Consider the following 24,202-nt stretch of genomic DNA (forward strand, 5'->3'; position numbering starts at 1 on the left):
GGCACGCTTTCCTCAGGCCGCCAGCGCGGCCTCGATGGCTTCGCGCAGGCGCGCGTCATCGGCAGCCACGTCCGGGGCGAAGCGCGCGATGACCTTGCCGTCGCGGCCAACCAGGAACTTCTCGAAGTTCCACAGCACCGCCGGTGCTGCGTGGATCGGAATCTCCTTGCTCGCCAGGCGCTCACGCAGCGGGCCTTCGCCGATCGACTGCGGCTGGGCGGCGGTCAGCTGCTGGTACAGCGGGTGGGTGTCATCACCGGCCACGCTGATCTTGGAGAACATCGGGAAACTGACGTCGTAGGTGAGCTGGCAGAACTGCTGGATCTCCGCCTCGCTGCCCGGCTCCTGGCCGAGGAAGTTGTTGGCTGGGAAGCCCAGCACTTCCAGGCCCTGCGCGTGCTTTTCCGCATACAGCGCCTGCAGGCCTTCGTACTGCGGAGTGAGGCCGCACTTGGAGGCGACGTTGACCAGCAGCAGCACCTTGCCCTGGTAGTCGGCAAGCGAGGACGGCTGGCCGTCGATGGTGGTGAGGGAAATGTCCTGGATCGGGGTGCTCACGTGGGGCTCCGGCAACAGCGGGAAATGGCCCACCAGCATAGCGCTGTGCGCGCGGTTGTAGAGCCGAGCCTACGCTCGGCTGCTGTGGCATCAGCCGAGCGTGGGCTCGGCTCTACACGCAGGATTCAATCCACGCAGATCGTGCCCTGCGCCTTGCCGTCATCAATGCGCTGGCGGCAACCGAAGTTCTGGCGCACGTCGCGCTGGCAGGTACCGGTGACGGCACTGCCGGCGGCCACGTCGCCCGTGGCCAGGCACTGGCCGCTGCAGTCGCTCTTGCGGCTGCAGGCCTTGCCGGCGTCGGCATAGGGAATCACGCACTGCTCGCGCTGCAGCCGGCCGAGCCGCTGCAGGGTGCCACCGGCGGCCTGGCAGTCCACGTCGCGCGCTTCGCGGTACGCCTCGTCCGCTTCGGGGGTGCTGGAGGCGGCCTGCGTGGTCGTGTCCACGGTCGTTGGCGTGCTGCTGCAGGCGGCGAGCAGCGCGGTCAGGACAAGGCTGGTGAAGCGGGGCAGGCGCATGGCGGTACCTGGTCGAAGCGGACAGGCCGCCAGCATACCCATCGGCGATGCAGGCGGCGTGTCAGTGTGGCTCAGGCCTCGTCGCCCTCGCCGTCACTGCCTTCCTCCTCGGCCACCGCATCACCCTCGGCCAGGTCGCCGAGCAGCGACTGCGCCTGTTCGGACGCCAGCGACTCCACGCCACGCAGGCGGCGTTCGATGGTACGGGTCTTGCGGCTGGCCTCCCCGATGCTGCGGCCAACGGTAGTGATCTGCTTCTCAGCCTTTTCCAGGATGCCGGCGAACTTCCCGAACTCGCTCTTGACCGCACCCAGCAGGCCCCACACTTCGCTGGATCGCTTTTCAATGGCCAGGGTGCGGAAGCCCATCTGCAGGCTGTTGAGCAACGCGGTGACCGTGGTCGGTCCGGCCACCACCACACGGTGCTCGCGCTGCAGCAGGTCGACCAGGCCCGGGCGCCGGATCACCTCGGCATACAGGCCTTCGGTGGGCAGGAACATCACCGCGAAGTCCGTGGTGTGCGGTGGCACGATGTACTTGTCGCAGATCGACTTGGCCTGCACGCGCACCGCGCGCTCCAGCTGGATGCCCTGCAGGCGCACGCCCTCGGCATCGCCCTGTTCCTGTGCGTCCAGCAGGCGCTCGTAATCCTCGCGCGGGAACTTGGAGTCGATCGGCAGCCACACCGGCGTGTCGTCGCTGCTGCGGCCCGGCAGGCGCACGGCGATATCGACCATCTCGCCACTATCCGGGCGCACCCTCACCGCACGCGCGTACTGCTCCTGGGTGAGTGTCTGCTCGAGGATGTTCTCCAGCTGCACTTCGCCCCAGCTGCCGCGGTTCTTGACGTTGGTCAGCACGCGCTTGAGGTCGCCCACGCCGGTGGCCAGCTGCTGCATCTCGCCGAGGCCACGCTGCACCTGTTCCAGGCGCTCGGAGACCAGCTTGAAGGAGTTGCCCAGCCGCGTTTCCAGCGTCGACTGCAGCTTCTCGTCCACGGTGTGGCGCATCTGCTCCAGCTTCTGGGCGTTGTCGTTCTGCAGCGCGCGCAGCTGTTCCTCCAGCGTGGCACGCATCTCGGCGATGCGCTGCTCGTTGCGCTGGGTCAGTTCCTGCAGGCGCAGGCCCAGACTGTCGGTCAGGCGCTGCTGCGACTGCGCGCCCTCCTCGCGGCCCTTGCGTGCATCGTCCACCAGGGTCTGGCGCAGTGCCCCGAGCTGGGTATCGGTGCGCGCAGTGAGCTCCTGCAGCTGCTGGCCAAACGCATGGATGCGTGCCTCCTGCTGCTGGCCGAAGGTCTCCAGCTGGCCGCGCAGTTCCTGCAGCCGCTGCCCCATCAACGCTGCGCCGCGCTGCTGGCTGTCGGCCACTTCAGCGCGGGCTTTGCGGGCATCTTCGCCCAGCGCTTCGCGCAGCAGGTCCAGGCGCTGATCGGTGCGGGTGGACAGATCGGTCAGCGCGCGGGCGAAGCCATCGAGCTGTTCGCGCAGTTCGCTGCGCCCGGCGCGGGCCTCCTCGCGCACGGCCTGTTCCAGGCGGTCATGCGGCGGACGGCGCAGCAGGGCGACCAGTTGCAGGATGAGCACGGCCAATAGAAGGCCGGCAATGAGCAGGTATTCGGTTTGCATGGGGCAAGTGTAGGCTGGCCGAGTCTCAGCTGCTGCGTCAGGACCATGCCCGCTCTATACGGAAAGCCCACTTCCATCAACGTGCGCAAGGTACTGTGGCTGTGCGCGGGGCTGGATCTGCCCCTGCATCACGAGCCGGTCCCCCCACCTGATCTGCTGGCCACGCTGAACCCCAACCGGCAGGTGCCGGTGCTGCGCGATGGCGACTTCGTGCTGTGGGAATCCAACAGCATCTGCCGCTACCTTGCCGCGCGCGCTGGACGCGAGGATCTGCTGCCACGTGCGGCGCAGGCCCGTGCGCGGGTGGAGCAGTGGATGGACTGGCAGGCCAGCGATCTCAACAGTGCCTGGCGCCACGTGTTCATGGCGCGCGTGCGCCAGCATCCGGACCATCCGGACGATGCCCGCGCCGAGGCCAGCCTGGCGCAGTGGAACCGGCTGATGGGTGTGCTTGAAGCCCAGCTGGCCGCCACCGATGCCTATGTGGCGGGCAGCACCTTCACCCTTGCAGATATCGTGCTGGGGCTGTCGACCCAACGCTGGCGCAGCACGCCGGGCAGCAAGCCCGCGCTGCCCCACCTCGTCGCATGGTTCGAGCGCCTGCGAGAGCAGCCCGGTTTCGCCGAACACGTCGACAACGGCGTGGCGTGAGCGGTGGTTTCCGCAGCTGTAGGTAGGTGCCGACCCTGGTCGACACGGCTGATCCACGCCATGTGTGGATGAAGCTCCGTAGAGCCGAGCCTATGCTCGGCTGACGCCCACGCGCGAACGGCAGCCGAGCGTGGGCTCGGCTCTACAGGAGCCTTACCAGCCTTCCAGCACGATCTTGCCCTTGGCGCGGTGGCTTTCCAGCAGCGCGTGGGCGCGGCGCAGGTTGGCCGCGTCGATGCGCCCGAAGTGCTCGCCCAGGGTGGTCTGCAGCACGCCGGTGTCGACCAGCTCGGCCACCCGGTTCAACAGGTCGTGCTGGCGCTGCATGTCCGCCGTCCGGTACAGCGGGCGGGTGAACATCGATTCCCAGTGCAGTGACAACGCCTTGCGCTTGAGCGCCATCACATCCACCTGGCCCGGGTCATCGATCAGGCCGAACTGCCCTTGCGGCGCCAGCAGCTCCACGATCTGCGCGTAGTGCTGGTCGGAATGGGTCAGGCTGGCCACGTGCTGCACCTCGCTGATGCCGAGCCGTGCCAGGCCCTCGGCCAGCGGCAGGCTGTGGTCGATCACGTGGTGCGCGCCCATCGCGTAGACCCAGTCCTGGGTATCCGGACGCGAAGCGGTGCCGATCACGGTCAGCCTGGTGAGCTTCCGCGCCAACTGCACCAGGATCGAGCCGACACCACCGGCAGCGCCGATCACCAGCAGGGTCTGGCCTTCGCCCCCGTCCTCGGGAATGCGCAGGCGGTCGAACAGCAGCTCCCAGGCGGTGATCGCGGTCAGCGGCAGTGCGGCGGCAGCGGCGTCATCGAGGCTGGCCGGCTTGCGGCCGACGCTGCGTTCGTCCACCAACTGGTACTGGGCATTGCTGCCCGGGCGATCAATGACGCCAGCGTAGTAGACCGCATCGCCGGGCTGGAACAGGGTCACCTCGCTGCCCACCGCATCGACGATGCCGACCGCATCCCAGCCCAGCACGCGCGGGCCGTCGGTGGCCACGCCTCGGCGGACCTTGGTGTCGACGGGGTTCACCGCCACCGCGCGCACCGCCACGCGCAGGTCGCGCGGGCCGGGCTGCGGCAACTCCAGTTCGAGGTCGATCAGGGCCTGGGGATCATCGATCGGCAGGCCGGCTTGGGTGTAGGCAATGGCGCGCATGGCAGCGGTCCAGTGGGGGAGGAGGCGACAGGTTGCGCCGCACGCGGTCTCGCAGAAAGGCGCAGAATCGGGCAGCACTTTCACTCTGGCGATGAAGATGATCCGCTTCGACGATCTGCAGCTGTTCGTCCGCACTGCTGCGCTGGGCAGCTTTTCGCAAGCGGCCCGCGAGGCCGACCTGCTGCCGGGGCAGGTCGCCGCGGCAGTGGCGCGGCTGGAACGCGAGCTGGACCTGCGCCTGTTCGTGCGCACCACCCGCAGCCTGCGCCTGACCGGCGAGGGCGCGCTGTACCTGCCCTACGCACAGGACGTGCTGGCCACCCTGCGCGAGGGCCAGGCGCGCGTGCAGGCCGAGGACGCCGAACTGCACGGCACCCTGCAGCTGTCGGCGCCGTCGGACTTGGGCCGCAACCTGCTGCTGCCCTGGCTGAGCGCGTTCCGCGCGGCCCATCCCCGGCTGCGCCTGCACCTGCGCCTGTCCGATGAAGTGGCCGATGTGTTCCGCGACCCGGTCGACGTGGCCATCCGCATCGGCCACTTCGACGACGCCAACTACGTCGCCCTGCCCCTGCTGGAAGGCAACCGCCGCGTGTTGGCCGCCTCGCCCGATTACCTGCAGCGGCGTGGCACGCCCACGCGCCTGGAAGATCTGCGTGAGCACGATTGCCTGGTCTACCAGCTCAGCGGTCGTGCCTACGATCGCTGGTCTTTCGACGTCGATGGGCGTCGTACCGTGGTTGCCGTGCGCGGCCCCCTGGTCTGCGACGACGCCGATGTTGTAAGGCGCTGGGCCGTGGCCGGCGAAGGCATCACCTACAAGTCCTGGCTGGACCTTCGCGAGGACGTTCTGGCCGGGCGCCTGCAGCTGCTGCTGGGCGGTGTTGGCAGCGACATCCCGTTGCAGCTGGTGTGCCCGCACCGCAAGCAGTTCTCACCCGCGGTGCGGCAGCTGCACGCGCAGCTGCGCCAGCACCTGCAACCGCTGCTGTCTGGCATGCCGGTTGGCCCCACCGGCCCCCTGTCCTCCGCCGTGGTGCTGGCCGACAATGGCGGCCCCGCGTAAGAGAGAACACCGCCATGCCGTGGATGGGCATCCAGGACCTGTGGACGTTTCTGGTCGCCGTGCTGGTGTTTCTCGCCCTGCCCGGCCCCGGCACCTTCACCCTGCTGACCGCCACTGGCCGTGGCGGCGTGCGTGGCGGCTACACCGCATTGGCCGGCCTGCTGGTCGGCGACCAGATCCTGATGTGGCTGGCGCTGGCCGGCGTGGCCGCACTGCTCAAGGCGAACCCGCTGGTGTTCCACGCCGTGCAGTACCTGGGTGCGGCCTACCTGGTGTGGGTGGGCATCAGCCTGCTGCGCACGCCCAAGCACGAGGGTGGCGACGCTGGCCCGATCCGCATGCAGCCCGGCCGCTATTTCCAGCAGGCGATCCTGGTCAGCCTGCTCAATCCGAAGGCGATCCTGTTCTACATGGCCTTCCTGCCGTTGTTCATCGATCCGAAGGCACAGCAGGGCATCGCCACCTTCGCCGCGCTGGCCGGCATCATCCTGGTGCTAAGTATCGCCTACTGCTCGATGCTGATCGGCGTGGGCAACCTGGCCCGTCGCCGGTTGATCCAGCACCCGCGGATCAGCGATGCGCTGCGCCGCGTGGCCGGCCTGTTCCTGGTGGGGTTCGGCATCCGGCTGGGGTTGAACGGATGAACGGGCGGCTGCCGCTGCTCGGCCTGGCCCTGCTGTTCGCCGGCACCGCCTCTGGCGCCCCGGCCTGCTTTATGCCGATTCCGGCAGTCTGGTCGCGGTGCAGCGCGCGCGCCGGCAATCATGACCCCCGTCAGTGGTAATGCTGCGCTGCGTTCGGTCACACTCGGGAACTTGTCGTTCTAAGTCACCCCTTCCGAGGCCTGCATGTCCCTGTTCCGGCGCAAGTCCCTAGATTCCGTCACCGTCCACGAAGCCGGCAGGCGCCTGATCCCGACGCTCAGCTGGCCGCACCTGATCGCGCTGGGCATCGGCGCCATCGTCGGTACCGGCATCTATACGCTGATCGGCGTGGGTGCCAACCTGGCCGGCCCGGCCGTGCTGATCTCCTTCGCCATCGCCGGTGCGGTCTGCGCCTGTGCGGCGCTGTCCTACGCCGAGCTGTCGACGATGATGCCGGCCGCCGGCAGTGCCTACACCTACAGCTACAGTGCGCTGGGCGAGGTGTTCGCCTGGGTGGTGGGCTGGAGCCTGATCCTGGAGTACTCGCTGGTGGTGAGTACGGTGGCGGTGGGCTGGTCCGGCTACTTCGTCGGCTTCCTCGAATGGGTCCACACCCAGTTCGGCTGGAACGTGCACCTGCCGGCCTGGCTGGCGGCCGGCCCGCACGTGGAAGGCGGCATGATCAACCTGCCGGCGATCATCATCACCTGGCTGGTGGCCGGCATGCTGATGGCCGGCACCAAGGAAAGCGCCACACTCAACGCGATCCTGGTGGTGTTCAAGCTGATCGCGCTGGCCATCTTCGTGGCCGTGGCCCTGCCCGCGTTCGACAGCGCCAACCTGCAGCCGTTCATGCCGTACGGCTTCGCCAAGTCGATGGGCCCCGATGGCGTCGAGCACGGCGTGATGGCGGCAGCGGCGATCATCTTCTTCGCCTTCTACGGCTTCGATGCGATCTCCACCGCCGCCGAGGAAACCAAGAACCCGGGCCGCGACCTGTCGATCGGCATCATCGGTTCGATGATCGGCTGCACCATCGTCTACGTGCTGGTGGCGCTGGCCGCCGTGGGTGCGATGAGCTACGCGGTGTTCGGCCACAGCGCCGAGCCGCTGGCCCTGATCATGCGCCAGCTGGGCCATCCGACCGCGGCGATGGTGATCGGCGTGATCGCGATCATCGCCCTGCCGACCGTGCTGTTGGCCTTCCTGTACGGCCAGAGCCGCATCTTCTTCGTGATGAGCCGCGACGGCCTGCTGCCGCGTCGCCTGTCCAAGGTGAACGCACGTACCGGCACGCCGGTGGCAACCACGCTGTTCACTGCGGTCGTGGTTTCCGCGCTGGCCGGCGTGGCGCGCCTGGACGAGATTGCCGCACTGGCCAACGCCGGTACCCTGGCCGCGTTCACTGCGGTAGGCATCTGCCTGGTGGTGCTGCGGCTGCGCGAGCCGGACCGCGCGCGCACGTTCCGGACGCCGCTGGCCTTCGTGGTTGGCCCGCTGGCCGCGCTGGGTTGCATCTACCTGTTCATCAGCCTGCCGCACACCACCCAGCTGTACTTCCTGTTGTGGAACGTGGCCGGCCTGGTGCTGTACCTGCTGTACAGCCGACGCCATGCGCTGATCGCGAAATAGACCGATCACCGGTAGTGCCGGCCGCTGGCCGGCACCACCGCAGGGCGTTTCAACCGCCCTGCTTTGCGGCGTAGTCCTGCGCCTGGCGCATCACCCGCAGCAGGTTGCCGCCCCAGATGCCGGCGATCTGCTTCTCGGTATAGCCCTTGCGCAGCAGCCACGCGGTGATCTTCGGCAGCTGGCTGACATCGGGCAGGTCACTCAGTCCGCCACCACCATCCCAGTCCAGGCCGATGCCCGCGTGCTCAGGGCCGACCACCGTGAGGATGTGGTCGAAGTGGGCGAAGAAGTCGTCCAGGCTGGCGTGCCGCACCGGGTGCTCGTGGTCCAGTGCCTGTTCGGCCTTCAGCAGGGCAACGCCTTGTTCGATGCCCATGCCTTCCCAGCCGCCCAGCTGCTTGCTCAGCGCTTCCTCGGCCTGTTTGCGCTCGGGCGTCTTCGCGGTGTCGATCAGGTAGCCGCCATAGGCGTTCACCTGGATCACGCCGCCGGCTTTGGCCAGCTTGCGCAGGCGCGCGTCGTCAAGATTGCGCGGGTGGTCGTAGACCGCCTTGGCCGAGCTGTGCGACAGCACGAATGGTACCGGCATCATTGCCAGCAGATCGTCGAACACCGCATCCGATGCATGTGACTGGTCGATCACGATGCCCAGCTTCACCGCCTGCCGCACCAGCTCCTTGCCGGCCGGGCTAAGTCCTTTCCATTCCGCACCCTTGGGATCGGTGGCCGAATCGGCGAACTCGTTGTTGGCAAAGTGCACGGTGCTGAGCAGGCGCAGGCCGGCGCGGTGGTAGAACGAGAGCAGGCTGGGATCGGCCACCAGCGGGCTGGCGTTTTCCATGCTGATGTAGACCACACGCTTGCCGGCCGCCTTGATCCGCGCCGCGTCATCGGCGGTCAGTGCCAGCGCGAACCGCTCGGGGTTGGCGGCCAGCATCTCGCGTATTTCCAGCAACCGCTGCAACCCGTGGTCACGTTCGGCCAGGTGAGCGGCGGGGCTGCGGTCGCCCTGGTCGGTGTAGATCGCCCAGAACCCGCCGTCCAGCGCGCCTTCGACCATGCGCGGGTAGTCCACCTGCGAGAGTGCGTTGCGGTCGTGGCGCTGTTCGATGTCGAAGCCGGTGCGGCCGAAATTGGCCGGCGTATCCAGATGGCTGTCGAGGGTGACCAGGCGCTGCTGCAGGGCCTTGGCGCGGGCCAGCTCCTGCGTGCTGAACTCGATGGCGTGGGCGGACAGTGGCGCGCACAGCGCCACGGCAAGCACGAAGGACAGGTGGCGCAACGATGGCATGGGCTCTCACCGGTGTTGGGAAGAGCCCGACCATAGCGCTGTGGCCCGCCGTTTTGTAGCGCCGGGCATGGGCTCGGCTGCCAGACAGATCAGCCGAGCGTGGGCTCGGCTCTACAGAGATCGGCAGTCACGCGGTCAATCCACCACGCGGCAGAACACGGCCTTGAGGTAACGCGATTCCTGCACGTGGGCCATGAACGGATGGTCCGGGCCGGCGCCGGCGACCTTCAGGATCTGGATCGTGCGGCCGGAGAAATAGGCCGCGCGGCGCAGCATGTCGAGGAACTGGTCCTCGGCCACCAGGCCGGTGCAGGAAAACGTGGCGAACAGGCCGCCCGGCTTCACCACGCCAAGCGCCAGCTTGTTCATGTCCAGGTACTTCTTCAGTGCGGTGATGACCTGGTCGCGGTCGCGGGTCATCTTCGCCGGGTCCAGGATCACCACGTCGTACTGCTCCCCGCGGTTGGCGGCGTCGCGCAGCCACGGGAAGATATCGGACTGGATGAACTTCGGGCGCACGTTGTTCAGGCGCGAATTGCCCTTGGCGATCTGGATGACGTCCTCATCAATGTCGATGCCGACCACTTCCGAGGCGCCACGCGCTGCTGCGTACACGGCGAAGCCACCGGTGTTGCAGCACAGGTCCAGAACGCTCTTGCCTTCCACCTGCTGGCTCAGCCACTCGCGGTTCTCGCGCTGGTCGGCGAAGAAGCCGGTCTTGTGTGCACCGGCCGGGTCGGCGCGGAACTTGATGCCGTACTCGGTGATCACCGCCGCTTCGGTGGTGGTGTTGCCGTGGAAGTCGAAGCTCTCCTGCTTCTGCACGTGTTCGTCGGCGAAGCTGTGGAAACGGCAGCCCGGGAACTGCTCGCGCAGGGCGTCGTAGATCCATTCGCGGTGGCGGAACATGCCGGCGGCGAAGAACTCGACCACCACCAGGTCGCCGTAGCGATCCACCACCAGGCCGGACAGGCCGTCGCCTTCGCTGTGCACCACGCGCCAGGCGTCGGAGACCGCGTCGAGCTTCAGCACCTCACGGCGCAGCGACACCGCCTGGGCGATCTTGCGCGAGAACCAGCCGGCATCGACCGGCACGTTCTGGTCGGTCTCAAGGATGCGCACGGCAATGCGCGAGTGCCCGTTGTAGAACCCGCGGCCAATGAACTCGCCATCGATGCCGACCACGTCGACGATGGAACCGGGCTTGGGCCGGACGGTCGGCTTCTCGACCAGTTTCTGGAAGATCCACGGGTGGCTGGAACGCCACGCATTCTTGAGGCGGACAATCGGAAGGGGGGTATTCATCCGGTCATTGTAGCCGGGGGGCACCGGGGGCCGGAAATCCAGGGCCCGGCGCGGCATTTGACGGCGGCCCGGCCAGGCCGCAGAATCGGCAGCAGAAGGGGAGTAGCTCCCAGACGTTGTCGCCGTCATTTCGAGCCCGCAGGCTCCGGTGCAACGGCAGTTCCAGCCGACTGGAACTGCGAGCGAGACCTTCGCCGTACTGGCGAAGCTCTGTCCCTGGATCCCCCTCCCGATCCTCCGTTGCAGATCCTCGCCGTCCGGCTTGGCATTCATCTTTCCAACGGACATTCCCAATGCAGACGATCGGTAACGTGTGGTTGTGGGGCGGCTTCGCAGCGGTGGTGGTCATCGCCCTGCTGGTCGACCTCGTGTTGATGCGCCATGGTGGACCGCACAAGGTCACCTTCAAGGAGGCCCTGTGGTGGTCCATCGGCTGGGTCGCGCTGGCCCTGCTGTTCAATGCCGGCCTCTGGTACTACCTGAATGAGACCGCCGGCCAGGTGGTAGCGAACAAGGTCGGCCTCGAATTCCTGACCGGCTACTTGGTCGAGAAGGCGCTCGCGGTCGACAACATCTTCGTGTTCCTGATGATCATGAGCTACTTCGCGGTGCCGGATGAGCAGCGCCAGAAGGTGCTGATCATCGGCATCCTGGGTGCGATCGTGCTGCGTACGATCATGATCTTCGCCGGCAGCGTGCTGATCAGCCAGTTCCATTGGCTGCTCTACGTATTCGGTGCTTTCCTGCTCTTCACCGGTTGGAAGATGTGGTTTGCCGCCGGCCAGGAGCCGGACCTGGAGACCAACCCGGCCCTGCGCTGGATGCGCAAGCACCTGCGCCTGCTGCCCGACTACGCCGGCAACGCGCTGAGCGTGAAGCGCGACGGCGTGCGCTGGTTCACCCCGCTGTTCGCGGTGCTGATCCTGATCGCGGTCACCGACGTGATCTTCGCGGTGGACAGCATCCCGGCGATCTTCGCGATCACCACCGACCCGTTCATCGTGCTCACCTCCAACGTGTTCGCGGTGCTGGGCCTGCGCGCGATGTTCTTCCTGCTGGCCGGCATGGCCGACCGCTTCCACCTGCTGCCGTATGGCCTGGCGCTGGTGCTGGGCTTCATCGGCATCAAGATGATGATCATCGACCTGTTCAAGATCCCGACCCCGGTGTCGCTGGGCGTGGTCGCGGTCATCATCGCCGCCACCGTGGTACTGAGCCTGAAGTACCCGCCGAAGGAAGGCTCCGGCCACGCCTGATCATGGCCGGCCGGCGGGATTGTCCCGCCGGCCGCACCCACTCTCCCGCAGCGGTGGCCTTGGTTTCGCGCCAGTCACCGCCATTGCTGAGGTATGGACAACAACGCGCCCCTGCCCGCCGGCGACGTGCCGGCCCCTCGCGATGACCGCTCGCGCATCCTGCGGGCGTTCAATCTCAGCCTTGCCGCTGTGCTGGTGCTGGTGGCCGTGTTCGCCCTGCAGGGCACCTTCGACTGGCGGCCGTGGGCGGTCGCACCGCTGGAAGCCAAGGGCCTGCTTGGCCTGATCGGTGGGCCGATGCTGCATGCCTCGGTCGAGCATATCGCCGCCAACAGCATCGCGCTCCTGATCCTGGGCACGCTGGCTGGAAGTGTCTACCCGAAAGCAACCGTACGCGCCCTGCCCCTGCTGTGGCTGGGCTCGGGCATCGGCGCGTGGATGCTGGGCAATCCGGGCAGCGTGCACCTGGGCGCCAGCGGCGTGACCCACGGCCTGATGTTCCTGCTGGCCAGCCTGGGCCTGCTGCGCCGCGACCGCACGGCCATCGCCACCGGCCTGATCGGCATGCTGTTCTACGGCGGCATGCTGATGACCATCCTGCCACACGCCGATGGCGTGTCCTGGCAGTCGCACATGGGCGGCGCCTTCGCCGGCATCATCGCCGCGCTGCTGTTCCGCAACGCCGACCCGCTGCCGCCGCGCCCGCGCTACAGCTGGGAAGACGAAGAAGACGAGGCAGAACCGCTGGCCGACGACGAGCTGGAGCCGCCGTCGCCACAGCGCGTGCCGGTGCTGTGGCAGCCGCGCGAGGGCCAGGACTACGTGGTGATTCCTTTCCGCCGGCCGGACGAACCGCGCGGTTGAAGCGAGGGGCCGCCGGGCATGGCCCGGCGCTACCGTGTGTGGGCGTCCGGGGTAGCGCCGGGCCATGCCCGGCGACGCGTTGCAGCGTCAGTTCCCGGCCGCACCCATGCCATCCACCGCCTGCCGGCCCAGCGCCGGATCATCGGTGAAGAACGCATCGATGCCGGTCGCCAGATAGGCGTGCATCTCGGCAATCGAACCTTCGGGATTGCGCGCGGTGTCGGCGCCCTTGCGCAGGTTGCTGGCCTGGAAGTGGTTCTCCGGACGGAAGGTGTACGGAATCACCATCAGCCCCACTGCATGTGCGTCCTGTACCAGCGTGGTCGGAGTGCTCAGCGCGCCCTTGGCATCCAGCGGAATGATCGAGCGCAGTTCCGGGCCGATGCCGTCGGCGTAGCTGGCGATGTCCTTCAGTCCGGCCGGGGTCATCATCTGCGCGTAGGTGAGCGTGCCACCGGCCTTGGCGATGTCGGCCGGCTGGGTGCCGCCCTTCCACAGCAGTTGCAGCAGGCGGATGTTGCTGCCGCGCGGGATCTTGCCGCGCAGGTAGCGCAGGTTGGCGGTCTCGAACGACTGGATGGTGACCGGGCCGACGTTGGTATAGGCATTGCCACGCAGCGCGGTCAGGAGCTTGTCTTCCATCGGCAGGCCGATCGACTGGAAGTAGGTCGGGTGCTTGATCTCCGGCACCAGGCCGATGCCACGGTTGGCACGCCCGGCCTGCTGGACAAGGAATGCGAGGATCTCGTCCAGGCTGGCGATGCGGAACTGGCCGTCATAGGCGGTGCTGCGCAGTTCCGGCAGGCGCTCGCGCGCGTACAGGGTCTTCAGCTCGGCCAGGGTGAAGTCTTCGGTGAACCAGCCGTCGACCTTCTGCCCGTCGATGACCTTGCTGGTGCGGCGGCTGGCGAACTCCGGATGCGAGGCCACATCAGTGGTGCCGCTGATCTCGTTCTCGTGGCGGGCCACCATCATTCCGTCCCTGGTCATCACCAGGTCCGGCTCGATGTAGTCGGCGCCATCGGCGATCGCCTGCGCATAGGCGGCCAGGGTGTGCTCGGGCAGCAACGCGCTCGCCCCGCGATGGCCATAGACCGACACCTTGGGCGTGGCCGGGGTGGAGGATTCAGCACTCATGGCCACCGATGGTGCCACGGCCAGCGACAACAGCAACGCACAACCCCACGACTTCACTGCGACTTCCCCAAGCGGTATGTGATGGGCGCCAGTATGCGGCGGCAATGTGACAGGTGGGGGAAGCCCGCACCTGTAGAGCCGAGCCCATGCTCGGCTGACGGGTAGAGCAGCCGAGCATGGGCTCGGCTCTACAGTTACTTGCCGATGCAGAAACTGGAGAAGATCCTTCCCAGCAGGTCATCGGCACTCATCTGCCCGGTGATCTCGCCCAGCGCGTCATGCGCCAGCCGTAGTTCCTCAGCAGCCAGTTCCAGGTGCTCCTGCGCCAGCTCGCCATCGGCGCGCTGCGCGTGCTCCTGCGCACGCTCGATTGCATCCACATGCCGCGCGCGCGCGGAGAACTCGCCATCCGCCTGCTCCCCTGCCCCGGCCGAAGCGATCAAACGCAGGCGCGCGTGCAGATCCTCCAGGCCGGCACCGGTCGCAGCCGAGACGAACACACGGTCCGGGTCGTCCAGCATCGGCAGCGCATCCAGCAGGTCCGACTTGTTGTGGATGTAGACCTTGTGTGGCACCGCTGCCACGGCCTCGCCCAGCGCCGCTTCACCCGCCGCCGGATCGCGCGCGTCCAAGACGATCAGGGCCAGGTCGGTTCGCTCGATCTCCACATGGGCGCGGCGCATGCCTTCGCGTTCGATGGCGTCGCCGCCGTCGCGCAGGCCAGCGGTATCGACCAGGGTCAGTTCCAGCCCGTCCAGGCGGATGGTCTCGCGAAGCGTGTCGCGGGTGGTGCCGGCGATGTCGGTGACGATGGCGCGTTCACTGCCGGCCAGCGCATTGAGCAATGAGCTCTTTCCGGCATTGGGCGGACCGATCAGCACCGCGTGCAGGCCATCGCGCAGGCGGCGACCGCGTTCGGCATCGCGGCGCAGCAGGGCCAAGTCGCTGCGCGCCTGTTCCAGCCCGCGCCGCACCTGTGCGCCACCGAGCGTATCCAGCGGTTCGTCGGCGAAGTCGATGGCCGCTTCCACGTGGATGCGCAGCGTGACCAGCTGCTCGAACACGGCCTCGATGCGGCGCGAGAACACGCCATCCAGCGAGCGTCGTGCAGCGCGTGCGGCACGGTTGTCGCCGGCGGCGATCAGGTCAGCGATGGCCTCAGCCTGGGCCAGGTCGAGCTTGCCGTTGAGGAACGCGCGTTCGCTGAACTCACCCGGCCGCGCCTGGCGCGCACCGAGCGCGATGCAGCGCGCGACCAGCTGCTGCAGCAGCACCGGGCTGCCATGGCCCTGCAGTTCCACCACCTCTTCGCCGGTGAAGCTGTTCGGTGCCGGGAACCACAGCACGATGCCATCGTCGATGACCTCGCCGTCGGCATCACGCAGGCGCGCGTAGTGCGCGTGGCGCGGCCGCAGCGCGGGCGCCCCCAGCGCATTGGCAATCGCCGCAGCGCGCGGACCGGACAGGCGCAACAGGCCGACACCGCCGGCGCCGGGGGCACTGGCGATGGCCACAATGGTGTCGGTGCGGATCGCGTCGTTCATGGCTCAGAGCTTCTCCAGCTGCGTGCGTGCCTGCGCGGCACCGCTGCCCTGCGGCTGCAGCGCCAGGTAGGTGGTGTAGGCCTGCTTCGCCTTGGCCTTGTCGCCGGCGTTGAAGTAGGCATCACCCAGGTTGAGATAGGCCACGGCGCGCGATGGGTCGATCTTCAGCGTGTTCTCCAGCCAGCGCGCCGCTTCGGCATAGCGCTGCTGGCGGTAGTAGACGAAACCGAGGTTGTTGGCGGCCTGGGCAAAGTCCGGACGCAGCTTCAGTGCTTCGGTGAACTGCGCGACTGCCTCGTCGTACTGCTTCTCGCGGTACAGCTGCAGGCCACGGTCGTTGGCCTGCTGCGCGCGCTGGCGGTCGGACGCCGGGCCGGCGGAGGGCACTACCAGCTTGGCCTTGCCGCCCTGCAGGTCAGCCACCGTCACCGGCGCCTGGCTGCCCTTGGCCTCGCTGGCGGCATCCACCTTGTTGTTCAGTGCGATTGCATCGGCGGTCAGCTGGCGCGTATCGGCATTGAGGAATTCCTGGCTGTCCGGCACCTGGAACACGAACTCGCCGCCCTGCGAACCGGGCAGGCTGCCGAAGGCCGGCGTCTGGTGCGAAACGGCCGAGACGGCCGGCGCCACGTAGGCGGCCAGTTCAGTACCGGTGATCAGGCCGTCGCCGTTGAGGTCACCCTTGCCGGCCAGCGCCTGCAGCAGCACCCAGGTAAACACCGAGTGACCGTTCGGGCCGGCGTCGGCCACCTGCTGGTCGGCGCCGCCGGCGGTCAGCATCTGCCGCGCGCTGCGGCGGGCATTCTCGCGCAGGAACGACGACGACGACGGGCCACCACGGGTCAGGCCCAGGCCGCTGTAGCAGGCATCCATCACGAACATCACGTGCTTGGCCTGCATGCTCTCGGCGATGTTCTGGATATCGGTCATCGCGATGGCATCGGTAGCGAATTCCTTCGGGTCCGAATCAACCGGGATGATGTAGCCGAGGTCGCGCCCTGAGGCGAGCTGGCGGGTCGCGCCGTGGCCGGCGAAGAACACGAACACGCGGTCGTTCCTGCCAGTGCGGTCATCGGCCAGGCGGTCGTGGAAGGCGGCCAGGATGTTGTTGCGGGTGGCCTGCTCGTTCTTCAGCACGATCACCTGCGAGGACGGGAAGCCGAACTGCCCGGTCAGGGTACCGGCCACCGCCTGCGCGTCGTGGCTGGCGTATTCCAGCTTCGGCCACTTGGCGTAGTTGTCGATGCCGACCACGATCGCCCACGACTTCTCGTAGCCGGTGGTGACGGTCGCGGCACCGGTATCGCCCTTGCGCGCACGGGCGACGGTGAAGTCGCGGCCGTTCCAGCCGGCGAACTGGTAGCCATCGGCGATCAGCCGGTCGAGGATCTGCGGCAGTGCCTTCACTGCACGATCGTGGATGTCGTGGAACAGGATGATGCCGCGCTGTTCCTTGTTCACCTGGTCCAGCACGCGCTGCACGATCGATTCCGGCACCGGGTCGGCCCAGTCCATCGAATCGATGTTCCACATGATCGACTTCAGTCCGGCCTCGTTGAGCAGCTGCAGGCCTTCGGCGTTGCGCGCGCCGTACGGGAAGCGGAACAGCGGCGCGCGCTTGCTGTCGACATCCTTCAGCAGCGTGTCGGTGTCGAGCACCTGCTGGCGCAGCGCGTCACCGGTGGTGCGCGACAGTTGGGCGTGGGTCAGGCTGTGGTTGCCGACCGCATAGCCTTCTTCCATCAGGTTGCGGCTGATCTTCGCCATCGGGCCGAGGCTGACCTTGCCGTCGGCCTCGACCTTGCCCAGGTTGCGGCCCACTTCGAAGAAGACACCCGGCACGTCATAGCGCTTGAGGATGGCCACCACTTCATCGGTATAGGCCTTGTGCGGACCGTCGTCGAAAGTCAGCACCACGGTCTTGGCCGGCAGGTCGCGGCCGAAGATCTCGCGGTCGCTGTCCTTCATCGACATCGGGTACGGCTCGATCACGCCGTAGTCGCGCAGGATCGCTTCGCGGCTGTAGTCCTTGTGCAGGTGGGCGATGTAGTCCTCCCACTTCTCGCGCTTCAGCTCGATGGCGCGGGTGCGCTCGAAGCGGCTGAAGATGCGGGTCAGTTCCTGGTTGTAGTTGCGCTCGATCTCATCGAGCGCTTCCAGATCCTCACCGATGCGCTGGTGCAGCTTCACCGCCGGCAGCGACGAATCGGTGCCGACGCGCTCATGCAGATCACGCAGTACTTCGCGGAAGGCCAGGCGGTCGGCGTCGAACAGTTCCGGCGCCGACTCGATGTAGTCCAGCACGGTGCCGAGGGTGGCGAAGCGCTGCGGGCTGGAGCCGCGCAGCAGGGTGTCGAACTGCGCGGCGATCGCCGTGCGCTGTTCCAGGCCATCGTGGAACAGCTGCTGGCCCACGCGCGTGGAGGTACCGCGGTCGGCGGCCGACTGATGTTCCTCGTCGGCCAGCAGCACGATGATCCGGCGGTAGCCGTCGAGCTGTTTCTGCAGGGCCGCCAACAACGGTGCGGCCGCGGGATCGGCGGCGGCCGCGGCCTGCGCGCTCGCCTGGGTGACGGTGGTCGCCGGCGCCTTCGCGTCCTTGTCGCCGCAGCCGGCAACAACCAGGGTCAACAACAGCGAGGGCAGGAACAGGCGGAACGACGACGCACGCGGCATGGCGGACTCGAAGGTGGGAGGAACGGTGTGCCGGCGATTCTAACGCCGCATGCGAAAAGCCCGCCTTGCGGCGGGCTTTTGCTGGGGTCAGCCGGCCAGCGGCCGGCTCTACCGATTACTTCTTCTTGACCGGGGCCGGAGCGGTGGTGGCCGGGACCGGCTCGCCGCCATGGCGCTTGGTCATCCACCACTGCTGCAGCAGGCCCAGGCCGCCGTTGACCACCCAGTACAGGACCAGGCCGGACGGCATGAAGGCCATCATGACGCCGAACACCAGCGGCATGAACTGCATCATCTTCTGCTGCATCGGGTCCATGCCCGGTGCCGGGGTCAGCTTCTGGGTGAACCACATCACTGCCACGTTGATGACCGGCAGGATGAAGTACGGGTCGCGTGCGGTCAGGTCCTGGATCCAGCCGAACCAGGGCGCCTGGCGCAGTTCGACCGATTCCACCAGCACCCAGTACAGGGCGAAGAAGATCGGCATCTGGATGAGGATCGGCAGGCAGCCGCCCATCGGATTGATCTTTTCCTTCTTGTACAGCTCCATCATCGCGGTCTGGAACTTCTGGCGGTCATCGCCATAGCGTTCCTTCAGCTGCGCGATGCGCGGCTGGAAGCGGCGCATCTTGGCGCCGCTCTTGTACTGGGTTGCCGACAGCGGGTACAGCACCAGCTTCAGCAGCACCACCAGCCCGACGATCGCCCAGCCCCAGTTGCCGACCAGCTTGTGCACCTGGTTCAACACCCAGAACAGGCCCTGGCCGATCACCGCCATCATCGAGAAGCGGCTGTAGTCGACCACGCGGTCCAGGCCCGGCACATCTTCCTTGGCGATCAGGTTGACCAGCTTCGGGCCGACCCACAGGCGGGCTTCGGTGCTGGTCGACTGGCCCGGCGCCACGGTGAAGGCCGGGCCACGCGCTTCGATCAGGTCACGACCGGCCACCTGCGACAGCACGTAGTGTGCGGTCTGGTCCTTCTGCGGGATCCAGGCGGTGAAGAAGTGGTGCTGCAGCATCGCCAGCCAGCCGCCGGTGATGTTCTGGTTCAGCGTGCCGTCTTCCAGGTAGTCCTTGAACGCACGACGCTGGTACTTCTTGTCATTGTCGTACCAGGTGGCACCGTTGAAGCTGAAGGAATCCGGGTTGGTCATGCTCCGCGACAGAATGGTCGGGGTGCGGTCCAGGGTGCGGTAGACGTAGCCGTTCCACGGCGCGGTGCCGGCGTTGCTGACTTCGTCCTTGAAGCGCACGGCGTACTCGTTGCGCGAGACGGTCAGGGTGCGCTTGATGGTCACGCCGTTGTCGGCGGTCCACACGAACGGGATCTGCAGCTCGTTCTGGCCCTTGGCCAGCACGAAGTCGGTGGTGTCACCCACCAGCTTGAAGCCGTCGGCGCCGGGAACCGGGGTGTTCTTGTCTTCGCTGGCCCAGCCACTGATCGCGCTGTACGGGTGGGCGGGGTCTTCGGTCAGCAGGCGGACCGGCGGACTGCCTTCGTCCTTGGTCTGCGGGAACTGCAGCAGCTCGGCGTCGAGCACGCGGCCGCCGTCGAGCACCAGGCGCAGCACGTCGGTGGTGACCGTCACGCGCTGGCTGGCCGGGGTAGCGCTGGCCTGGGCCTGTGCGGCGGCCTGGCCGGGGGCGCCCGGCACCTGGGCGCTGGGGATGGCGCCGGGGTTCGCGCCCGGAACACTCTGTGCGGCGGCCGGGGCCGACGTGGTGGTTGGTGCCGGGGTCGGAGCAGCGTTTTCACGGCTCCACTCCATCCACAGCAGCACGGCCACCATCAGCCAGGCAAAAATGAGGAATACGCGGGTCTGGTTCATCAGCGGACAGGCTCGGCGGGGCCGGGACGCGATGCCGGCTCGGTCAAAGAAGGAGTTGCGATGCCATCAGGCGGCGGCATTGTGCCGTCCACGCCCGGCGTGGGCAATGCACGCAGGCGACGCAGCAGGCGCAGGAAGGCCTGGCGGATCTCGTCGTTGCTGGCGGAACGCGCAGTACTACGAGCCACGACGACAAAGTCGCCTGGCTGGATGTCGGTACGTGTCTGACGCAGGATGTCGCGCAGGACGCGCTTGATCCGGTTACGCCCGACGGCGTTCGGATCGACCTTGCGGGAAACCGCCAGACCCAGCCTGGCCGGCCGGTCAGCCGGCAGCCAGTGCAGGGTCATCAGCGGATCGGACACACGGCGGGCGCCGTTGAAGACCGTTGAATATTCGGCACGCGTGCGAACCCGCGCAGAGCGAGGGAATCGCTTGCGCGGGTCTGCAGTATTCACTGTCGAAGGGATTGCGTCTGCCGCGATGTGCGGCATGGCAATCAGGCGCTCAGGACTTTGCGGCCCTTGGCGCGGCGACGCGACAGGATCTTGCGGCCGTCAGCGGTCTTCATACGGGCACGGAAGCCGTGGTCGCGCTTACGCTTGAGGTTGCTGGGCTGGTAGGTGCGCTTCGTGGCCATTGGGGGCCTCTCGTATGAATGGGACGGAAAGAACCGGAAATTCTAGAGAGGCCCCCCCCCTCACGTCAACCCCTGGGGACTACGCGAATTCACCGGGCTGTGCAATAGCTGTGGATGTTTTTGTGAATAAGTAGGGGACAAGCATTCCGAAGGCGGGCGCTCGGTGGTAGTCTGAGCCATCCATTTCCCCCCTTTCCGGCCTGTGTCTGGGCGCCTTGTCGCGTCCATGCACCGGCCACCGGACGATTATTGCTGATGGATGCCTGGTCCCGTAGTCTCGAGCGCCTCGAAGCGGAGTTCCCGCCGGAAGACGTTCATACCTGGTTGAAGCCGCTGCAGGCCGATCTGCGCGTGGACAGCCTGGTGCTGTATGCACCAAATGCCTTCATCGTCGACCAGGTCCGCGAGCTGTACCTGGCCCGGATCCGCGAACTGCTGGCTCACTTCGCCGGTTTCAGCGACGTTTTTCTTGAAATCGGCTCGCGCCCGCGCCCTGTGGAGACGCAGAACGCGCCGGTTTCCACGTCGTCGGCGCCTGTGTCCAGCGAACCGCAGGTGCCGTTTGCCGGCAATCTGGACAATCACTACACCTTCGCCAACTTCGTCGAAGGCCGCAGCAACCAGCTGGGCCTGGCCGCCGCCTTCCAGGCAGCGCAGAAGCCGGGCGACCGCGCGCACAACCCGCTGCTGCTGTACGGAGGCACCGGCCTGGGCAAGACCCACCTGATGTTCGCCGCCGGCAACGCCATGCGCCAGGCCAATCCGGGCGCGAAGGTGCTGTACCTGCGTTCGGAACAGTTCTTCAGCGCGATGATCCGGGCCCTGCAGGAAAAGACCATGGATCAGTTCAAGCGCCAGTTCCAGCAGGTCGACGCGCTGCTGATCGATGACATCCAGTTCTTCGCCGGCAAGGACCGCACCCAGGAAGAGTTCTTCCACACCTTCAACGCGTTGTTCGATGGCAAGCAGCAGATCATCCTGACCTGCGACCGCTATCCGCGCGAGGTCGAAGGCCTGGAAGCGCGCCTGAAGTCGCGGCTTGCCTGGGGTCTGTCGGTCGCGATCGAACCGCCGGACTTCGAGACCCGCGCCGCGATCGTGCTGGCCAAGGCGCGCGAACGTGGCGCCGAGATTCCCGATGATGTTGCGTTCCTGATCGCCAAGAAGATGCGCTCCAACGTGCGCGACCTCGAAGGTGCGCTCAATACCCTGACCGCCCGCGCCAACTTCACCGGCCGCGCGATCACCACCGAATTCGCCCAGGAAACCCTGCGCGACCTGCTGCGCGCCCAGCAGCAGGCGATCAGCATTCCCAACATCCAGAAAACCGTTGCCGACTACTACGGCCTGCAGATCAAGGATCTGCTGTCGAAGCGTCGGACCCGCTCGCTGGCCCGCCCGCGCCAGGTCGCCATGGCCCTGACCAAGGAACTGACCGAGCACAGCCTGCCCGAGATCGGCGACGCCTTTGCCGGTCGCGATCACACCACGGTGCTGCATGCCTGCCGCCAGATCCGGACCCTGATGGAAACCGACGGCAAGCTTCGCGAGGACTGGGACAAGCTGATCCGGAAGCTGAGCGAATGATGCACGGATGCCGATGAGGCGTCATCGCACAAAACGGTGCAGAATCCGGTAGCAAGCGCGGGACACGTTGTGGATAAAAATGGCGTTTGAAATCGCGCTGGAGTTACCCACAGCTTTCCCCACCCTCTGGGGGTCGGTAATACAGAGGGTTTCGAGGCCAGAAACTCTTTTATTTACAAAGACTTAGCGTTGTTTTCCAGCGATTCTGTCTCTACCAGCACCACCAAGCTTTTGATTTATTCCACATTTTTTAAAGCATAGGGGCACGGAACCACATGCGTTTCACACTGCAGCGCGAAGCCTTTCTCAAGCCGTTGGCACAGGTCGTCAACGTGGTCGAACGCCGCCAGACCCTTCCGGTTCTGGCCAATTTCCTGGTCCAGGTGCAGAACGGCCAGCTGTCGCTGACCGGTACCGACCTGGAAGTGGAGATGGTGTCGCGGATCGCGGTTGAAGATGCCCAGGACGGCGAAACCACCATTCCCGCCCGCAAACTGTTCGAGATCATCCGCGCCCTGCCCGACGGCAGCCGGATCACCGTCTCGCAGACCGGTGACAAGATCACCGTGCAGGCCGGTCGCAGCCGCTTCACCCTGGCCACCCTGCCGTCCAATGACTTCCCGTCGGTGGACGAGGTGGAAGCCACCGAGCGCGTGGCCATCGGCGAAGCAACCCTGAAGGAGCTGATCGAGCGCACCGCGTTCGCGATGGCCCAGCAGGACGTGCGCTACTACCTCAACGGCCTGCTGTTCGACCTGCGCGGCGATGCGCTGCGCACCGTCGCCACCGACGGTCATCGCCTGGCCCTTTGCGAAACCGACCTGGCCAAGCCCAGCGGTTCCAAGCGCCAGATCATCGTGCCGCGCAAGGGCGTGACCGAGCTGCAGCGCCTGCTGGAAAGCGGCGATCGCGAGATCGAGCTGGAAGTTGGCCGTAGCCATGTCCGCGTCAAGCGCGACGATGTCACCTTCACCTCGAAGCTGATCGACGGCCGCTTCCCGGATTATGAAGCCGTGATTCCGATCGGTGCCGACCGTGAAGTGAAGGTGGACCGCGAAGCCCTGCGCGCCTCGCTGCAGCGCGCCGCGATCCTGTCCAACGAGAAGTACCGCGGCATTCGCGTGGAAGTCTCGCCGGGGAACCTGAAGATCAGCGCGCACAATCCGGAACAGGAAGAAGCCCAGGAAGAGATCGAAGCTGACACCACGGTCAGTGATCTGGCCATCGGCTTCAACGTGAACTACCTGCTGGATGCCCTCTCTGCCCTGCGCGACGAGGAAGTGATCATCCAGCTGCGCGACTCCAACTCCTCGGCGCTGGTGCGTGAATCCAGCAGCGAGAAGTCGCGCCACGTGGTGATGCCGCTGCGTCTCTGACGGAAACGCTGTTTCACGTGGAACCCAGAAGCGCCCGGGACCTCCCGGGCGTTTTTTTATGTTCCACGTGGAGCATTGTCGAAACAGATCGGAGAAAGTCCGGACGCGCCCTGCTTGGCTCCAGACCAACTCGATCTCGCTTGCTCGAAGCAACTCAGGATCCAGGACTCTGGGGGGGTCGCCTTGCAGTGCTCGTCGGGGTCCATGTTTTTGGGGTTCTGGCAGCGAGTTCTTCGCATATCCCACTTCGCTGTCCTGATCTTCACTGCTGGAAGCAGCAGATCCTCTTCCTGGAGGAGGTCCTCCGCTTCTGCAAACGGCACTGTCCACAGACCGGCTCGGGGGCAATTTGGGGAAATCCTAGCTTCTAAATCTGGGTATAAATCTAAAGCGTGGTGGTGATGGTAGAGCCAGATTTCGTGGAAAAATGTATTATCTATTTGTTTTTAAAGGGATTTATGAGCCTGAAACCCCCTGTATAGAGGGTACTCGGGCTGGGGGGGAACCTGTGGATAGTTTTGAGCGCTTAACAAAAGGGCTTTTTTATCCACAGATTGCCCATACCTTGTGTATAAGTCATACATCCCTGCTGTGGACAGCGTGGAACGAGCGTCCTGAATTTCTTGAAATCTGTGGAACCCTCCAAGGCATCGGATCGCAGATTTGAAGGAATCGGCGGGGTCATCCGTCGGAGCCACCCGCGAGGTGTCCAGCGGGTGGCCCTGCAGTGCTCGCGAAATCGGCGAAATCCGAGGGCCTGGACGCTGGAACCTCGCGCAGATTTGAAGAAATTTCGGGCCTTTGCAGCCCGGAACGTGCGAGCGCGTCATCCGCATT

20 protein-coding genes are annotated in these 24,202 nt (G+C 66.3%); 8 read left to right on the forward strand and 12 right to left on the reverse strand.

What is annotated here, in order from left to right; genetic code table 11:
* Positions 1-12 precede the first annotated feature (12 nt).
* The 3 genes from G370_RS0100145 to G370_RS0100155 all read right to left on the reverse strand — a co-directional run bounded on the left by G370_RS0100145 (position 13) and on the right by G370_RS0100155 (position 2,707).
* A complete protein-coding gene (locus G370_RS0100145) occupies positions 13-558 on the reverse strand; it encodes a glutathione peroxidase (RefSeq protein WP_010487473.1) in 546 nt (181 codons plus the stop codon).
* A 125-nt stretch (positions 559-683) separates the two neighbouring features.
* Positions 684-1,079: a hypothetical protein gene (locus G370_RS0100150; RefSeq protein ID WP_019658780.1), complete on the reverse strand. Its 396-nt coding sequence runs from the start codon at positions 1,077-1,079 to the stop codon at positions 684-686.
* 71 nt (positions 1,080-1,150) lie between these two features.
* Positions 1,151-2,707 (reverse strand): DNA recombination protein RmuC, encoded by a 1,557-nt coding sequence (locus G370_RS0100155; protein WP_019658781.1) that lies wholly within the window; start codon positions 2,705-2,707, stop codon positions 1,151-1,153.
* Positions 2,708-2,752: 45 nt separating this feature from the next.
* Between G370_RS0100155 and G370_RS0100160 the strand changes: the two genes are divergently transcribed.
* Positions 2,753-3,358, forward strand: coding sequence for a glutathione S-transferase family protein (locus tag G370_RS0100160; protein WP_019658782.1), 606 nt, complete (start codon positions 2,753-2,755; stop codon positions 3,356-3,358).
* A 153-nt stretch (positions 3,359-3,511) separates the two neighbouring features.
* Here the strand turns inward: G370_RS0100160 and G370_RS0100165 are convergent, their stop codons facing one another.
* Complete coding sequence (locus G370_RS0100165) at positions 3,512-4,519, reverse strand: zinc-binding alcohol dehydrogenase family protein (protein ID WP_019658783.1); 1,008 nt, start codon at positions 4,517-4,519, stop codon at positions 3,512-3,514.
* A gap of 91 nt (positions 4,520-4,610) precedes the next feature.
* Here G370_RS0100165 and G370_RS0100170 point away from each other — a divergent pair, with 91 nt between their 5' ends.
* From G370_RS0100170 to G370_RS0100185, 3 genes are all read left to right on the forward strand, one after another.
* Positions 4,611-5,582, forward strand: coding sequence for a LysR family transcriptional regulator (locus tag G370_RS0100170; protein ID WP_019658784.1), 972 nt, complete (start codon positions 4,611-4,613; stop codon positions 5,580-5,582).
* Between the two features lie 14 nt (positions 5,583-5,596).
* Complete coding sequence (gene leuE / locus G370_RS0100175) at positions 5,597-6,226, forward strand: leucine efflux protein LeuE (RefSeq protein WP_019658785.1); 630 nt, start codon at positions 5,597-5,599, stop codon at positions 6,224-6,226.
* A 204-nt stretch (positions 6,227-6,430) separates the two neighbouring features.
* On the forward strand, positions 6,431-7,858 hold the full coding sequence (locus G370_RS0100185) for an amino acid permease (protein WP_019658787.1): 1,428 nt from the start codon (positions 6,431-6,433) through the stop codon (positions 7,856-7,858).
* 49 nt (positions 7,859-7,907) lie between these two features.
* On the opposite strand, the gene G370_RS0100190 is transcribed toward G370_RS0100185, so the two are convergent.
* Positions 7,908-9,149, reverse strand: a complete 1,242-nt coding sequence (locus tag G370_RS0100190) for a dipeptidase (RefSeq protein ID WP_019658788.1) — start codon at positions 9,147-9,149, stop codon at positions 7,908-7,910.
* A 135-nt stretch (positions 9,150-9,284) separates the two neighbouring features.
* Positions 9,285-10,454: a class I SAM-dependent rRNA methyltransferase gene (locus G370_RS0100195; RefSeq protein WP_019658789.1), complete on the reverse strand. Its 1,170-nt coding sequence runs from the start codon at positions 10,452-10,454 to the stop codon at positions 9,285-9,287.
* Positions 10,455-10,747: 293 nt separating this feature from the next.
* Between G370_RS0100195 and G370_RS0100200 the strand changes: the two genes are divergently transcribed.
* Together G370_RS0100200 and G370_RS0100205 are read left to right on the forward strand one after the other, a co-directional pair.
* Positions 10,748-11,710, forward strand: coding sequence for a TerC family protein (locus G370_RS0100200; protein ID WP_019658790.1), 963 nt, complete (start codon positions 10,748-10,750; stop codon positions 11,708-11,710).
* 93 nt (positions 11,711-11,803) lie between these two features.
* Complete coding sequence (locus tag G370_RS0100205; RefSeq protein WP_019658791.1) at positions 11,804-12,574, forward strand: rhomboid family intramembrane serine protease; 771 nt, start codon at positions 11,804-11,806, stop codon at positions 12,572-12,574.
* 87 nt (positions 12,575-12,661) lie between these two features.
* Here the strand turns inward: G370_RS0100205 and G370_RS0100210 are convergent, their stop codons facing one another.
* The 6 genes from G370_RS0100210 to rpmH all read right to left on the reverse strand — a co-directional run bounded on the left by G370_RS0100210 (position 12,662) and on the right by rpmH (position 20,402).
* Positions 12,662-13,768, reverse strand: coding sequence for a glycerophosphodiester phosphodiesterase (locus tag G370_RS0100210; RefSeq protein ID WP_019658792.1), 1,107 nt, complete (start codon positions 13,766-13,768; stop codon positions 12,662-12,664).
* A gap of 137 nt (positions 13,769-13,905) precedes the next feature.
* Entirely contained in the window at positions 13,906-15,255 is a 1,350-nt protein-coding gene (gene mnmE, locus G370_RS0100215) for a tRNA uridine-5-carboxymethylaminomethyl(34) synthesis GTPase MnmE (RefSeq protein WP_019658793.1), read from the reverse strand.
* 3 nt (positions 15,256-15,258) lie between these two features.
* On the reverse strand, positions 15,259-17,931 hold the full coding sequence (locus G370_RS0100220) for a polysaccharide deacetylase family protein (RefSeq protein WP_019658794.1): 2,673 nt from the start codon (positions 17,929-17,931) through the stop codon (positions 15,259-15,261).
* A 115-nt stretch (positions 17,932-18,046) separates the two neighbouring features.
* Positions 18,047-19,762, reverse strand: a complete 1,716-nt coding sequence (gene yidC / locus G370_RS0100225; protein WP_019658795.1) for a membrane protein insertase YidC — start codon at positions 19,760-19,762, stop codon at positions 18,047-18,049.
* Positions 19,762-20,256 (reverse strand): ribonuclease P protein component, encoded by a 495-nt coding sequence (rnpA, locus tag G370_RS01000000120545; protein WP_019658796.1) that lies wholly within the window; start codon positions 20,254-20,256, stop codon positions 19,762-19,764. The genes yidC and rnpA overlap by 1 nt, the downstream gene beginning before the upstream one ends.
* Before the next feature lie 5 nt (positions 20,257-20,261).
* Positions 20,262-20,402: a 50S ribosomal protein L34 gene (gene rpmH / locus G370_RS0100235; protein ID WP_005411729.1), complete on the reverse strand. Its 141-nt coding sequence runs from the start codon at positions 20,400-20,402 to the stop codon at positions 20,262-20,264.
* A gap of 255 nt (positions 20,403-20,657) precedes the next feature.
* Between rpmH and dnaA the strand changes: the two genes are divergently transcribed.
* The gene (gene dnaA, locus G370_RS0100240) at positions 20,658-21,989 is read left to right on the forward strand and encodes a chromosomal replication initiator protein DnaA (RefSeq protein WP_019658797.1); all 1,332 of its coding nucleotides are present in this window, start codon (positions 20,658-20,660) and stop codon (positions 21,987-21,989) included.
* Between the two features lie 275 nt (positions 21,990-22,264).
* Entirely contained in the window at positions 22,265-23,365 is a 1,101-nt protein-coding gene (gene dnaN, locus G370_RS0100245) for a DNA polymerase III subunit beta (protein ID WP_005411731.1), read from the forward strand.
* Positions 23,366-24,202 lie beyond the last annotated feature (837 nt).

The sequence above is a fragment of the Stenotrophomonas hibiscicola ATCC 19867 genome, assembly GCF_000382065.1.
GTDB lineage: Bacteria > Pseudomonadota > Gammaproteobacteria > Xanthomonadales > Xanthomonadaceae > Stenotrophomonas > Stenotrophomonas hibiscicola.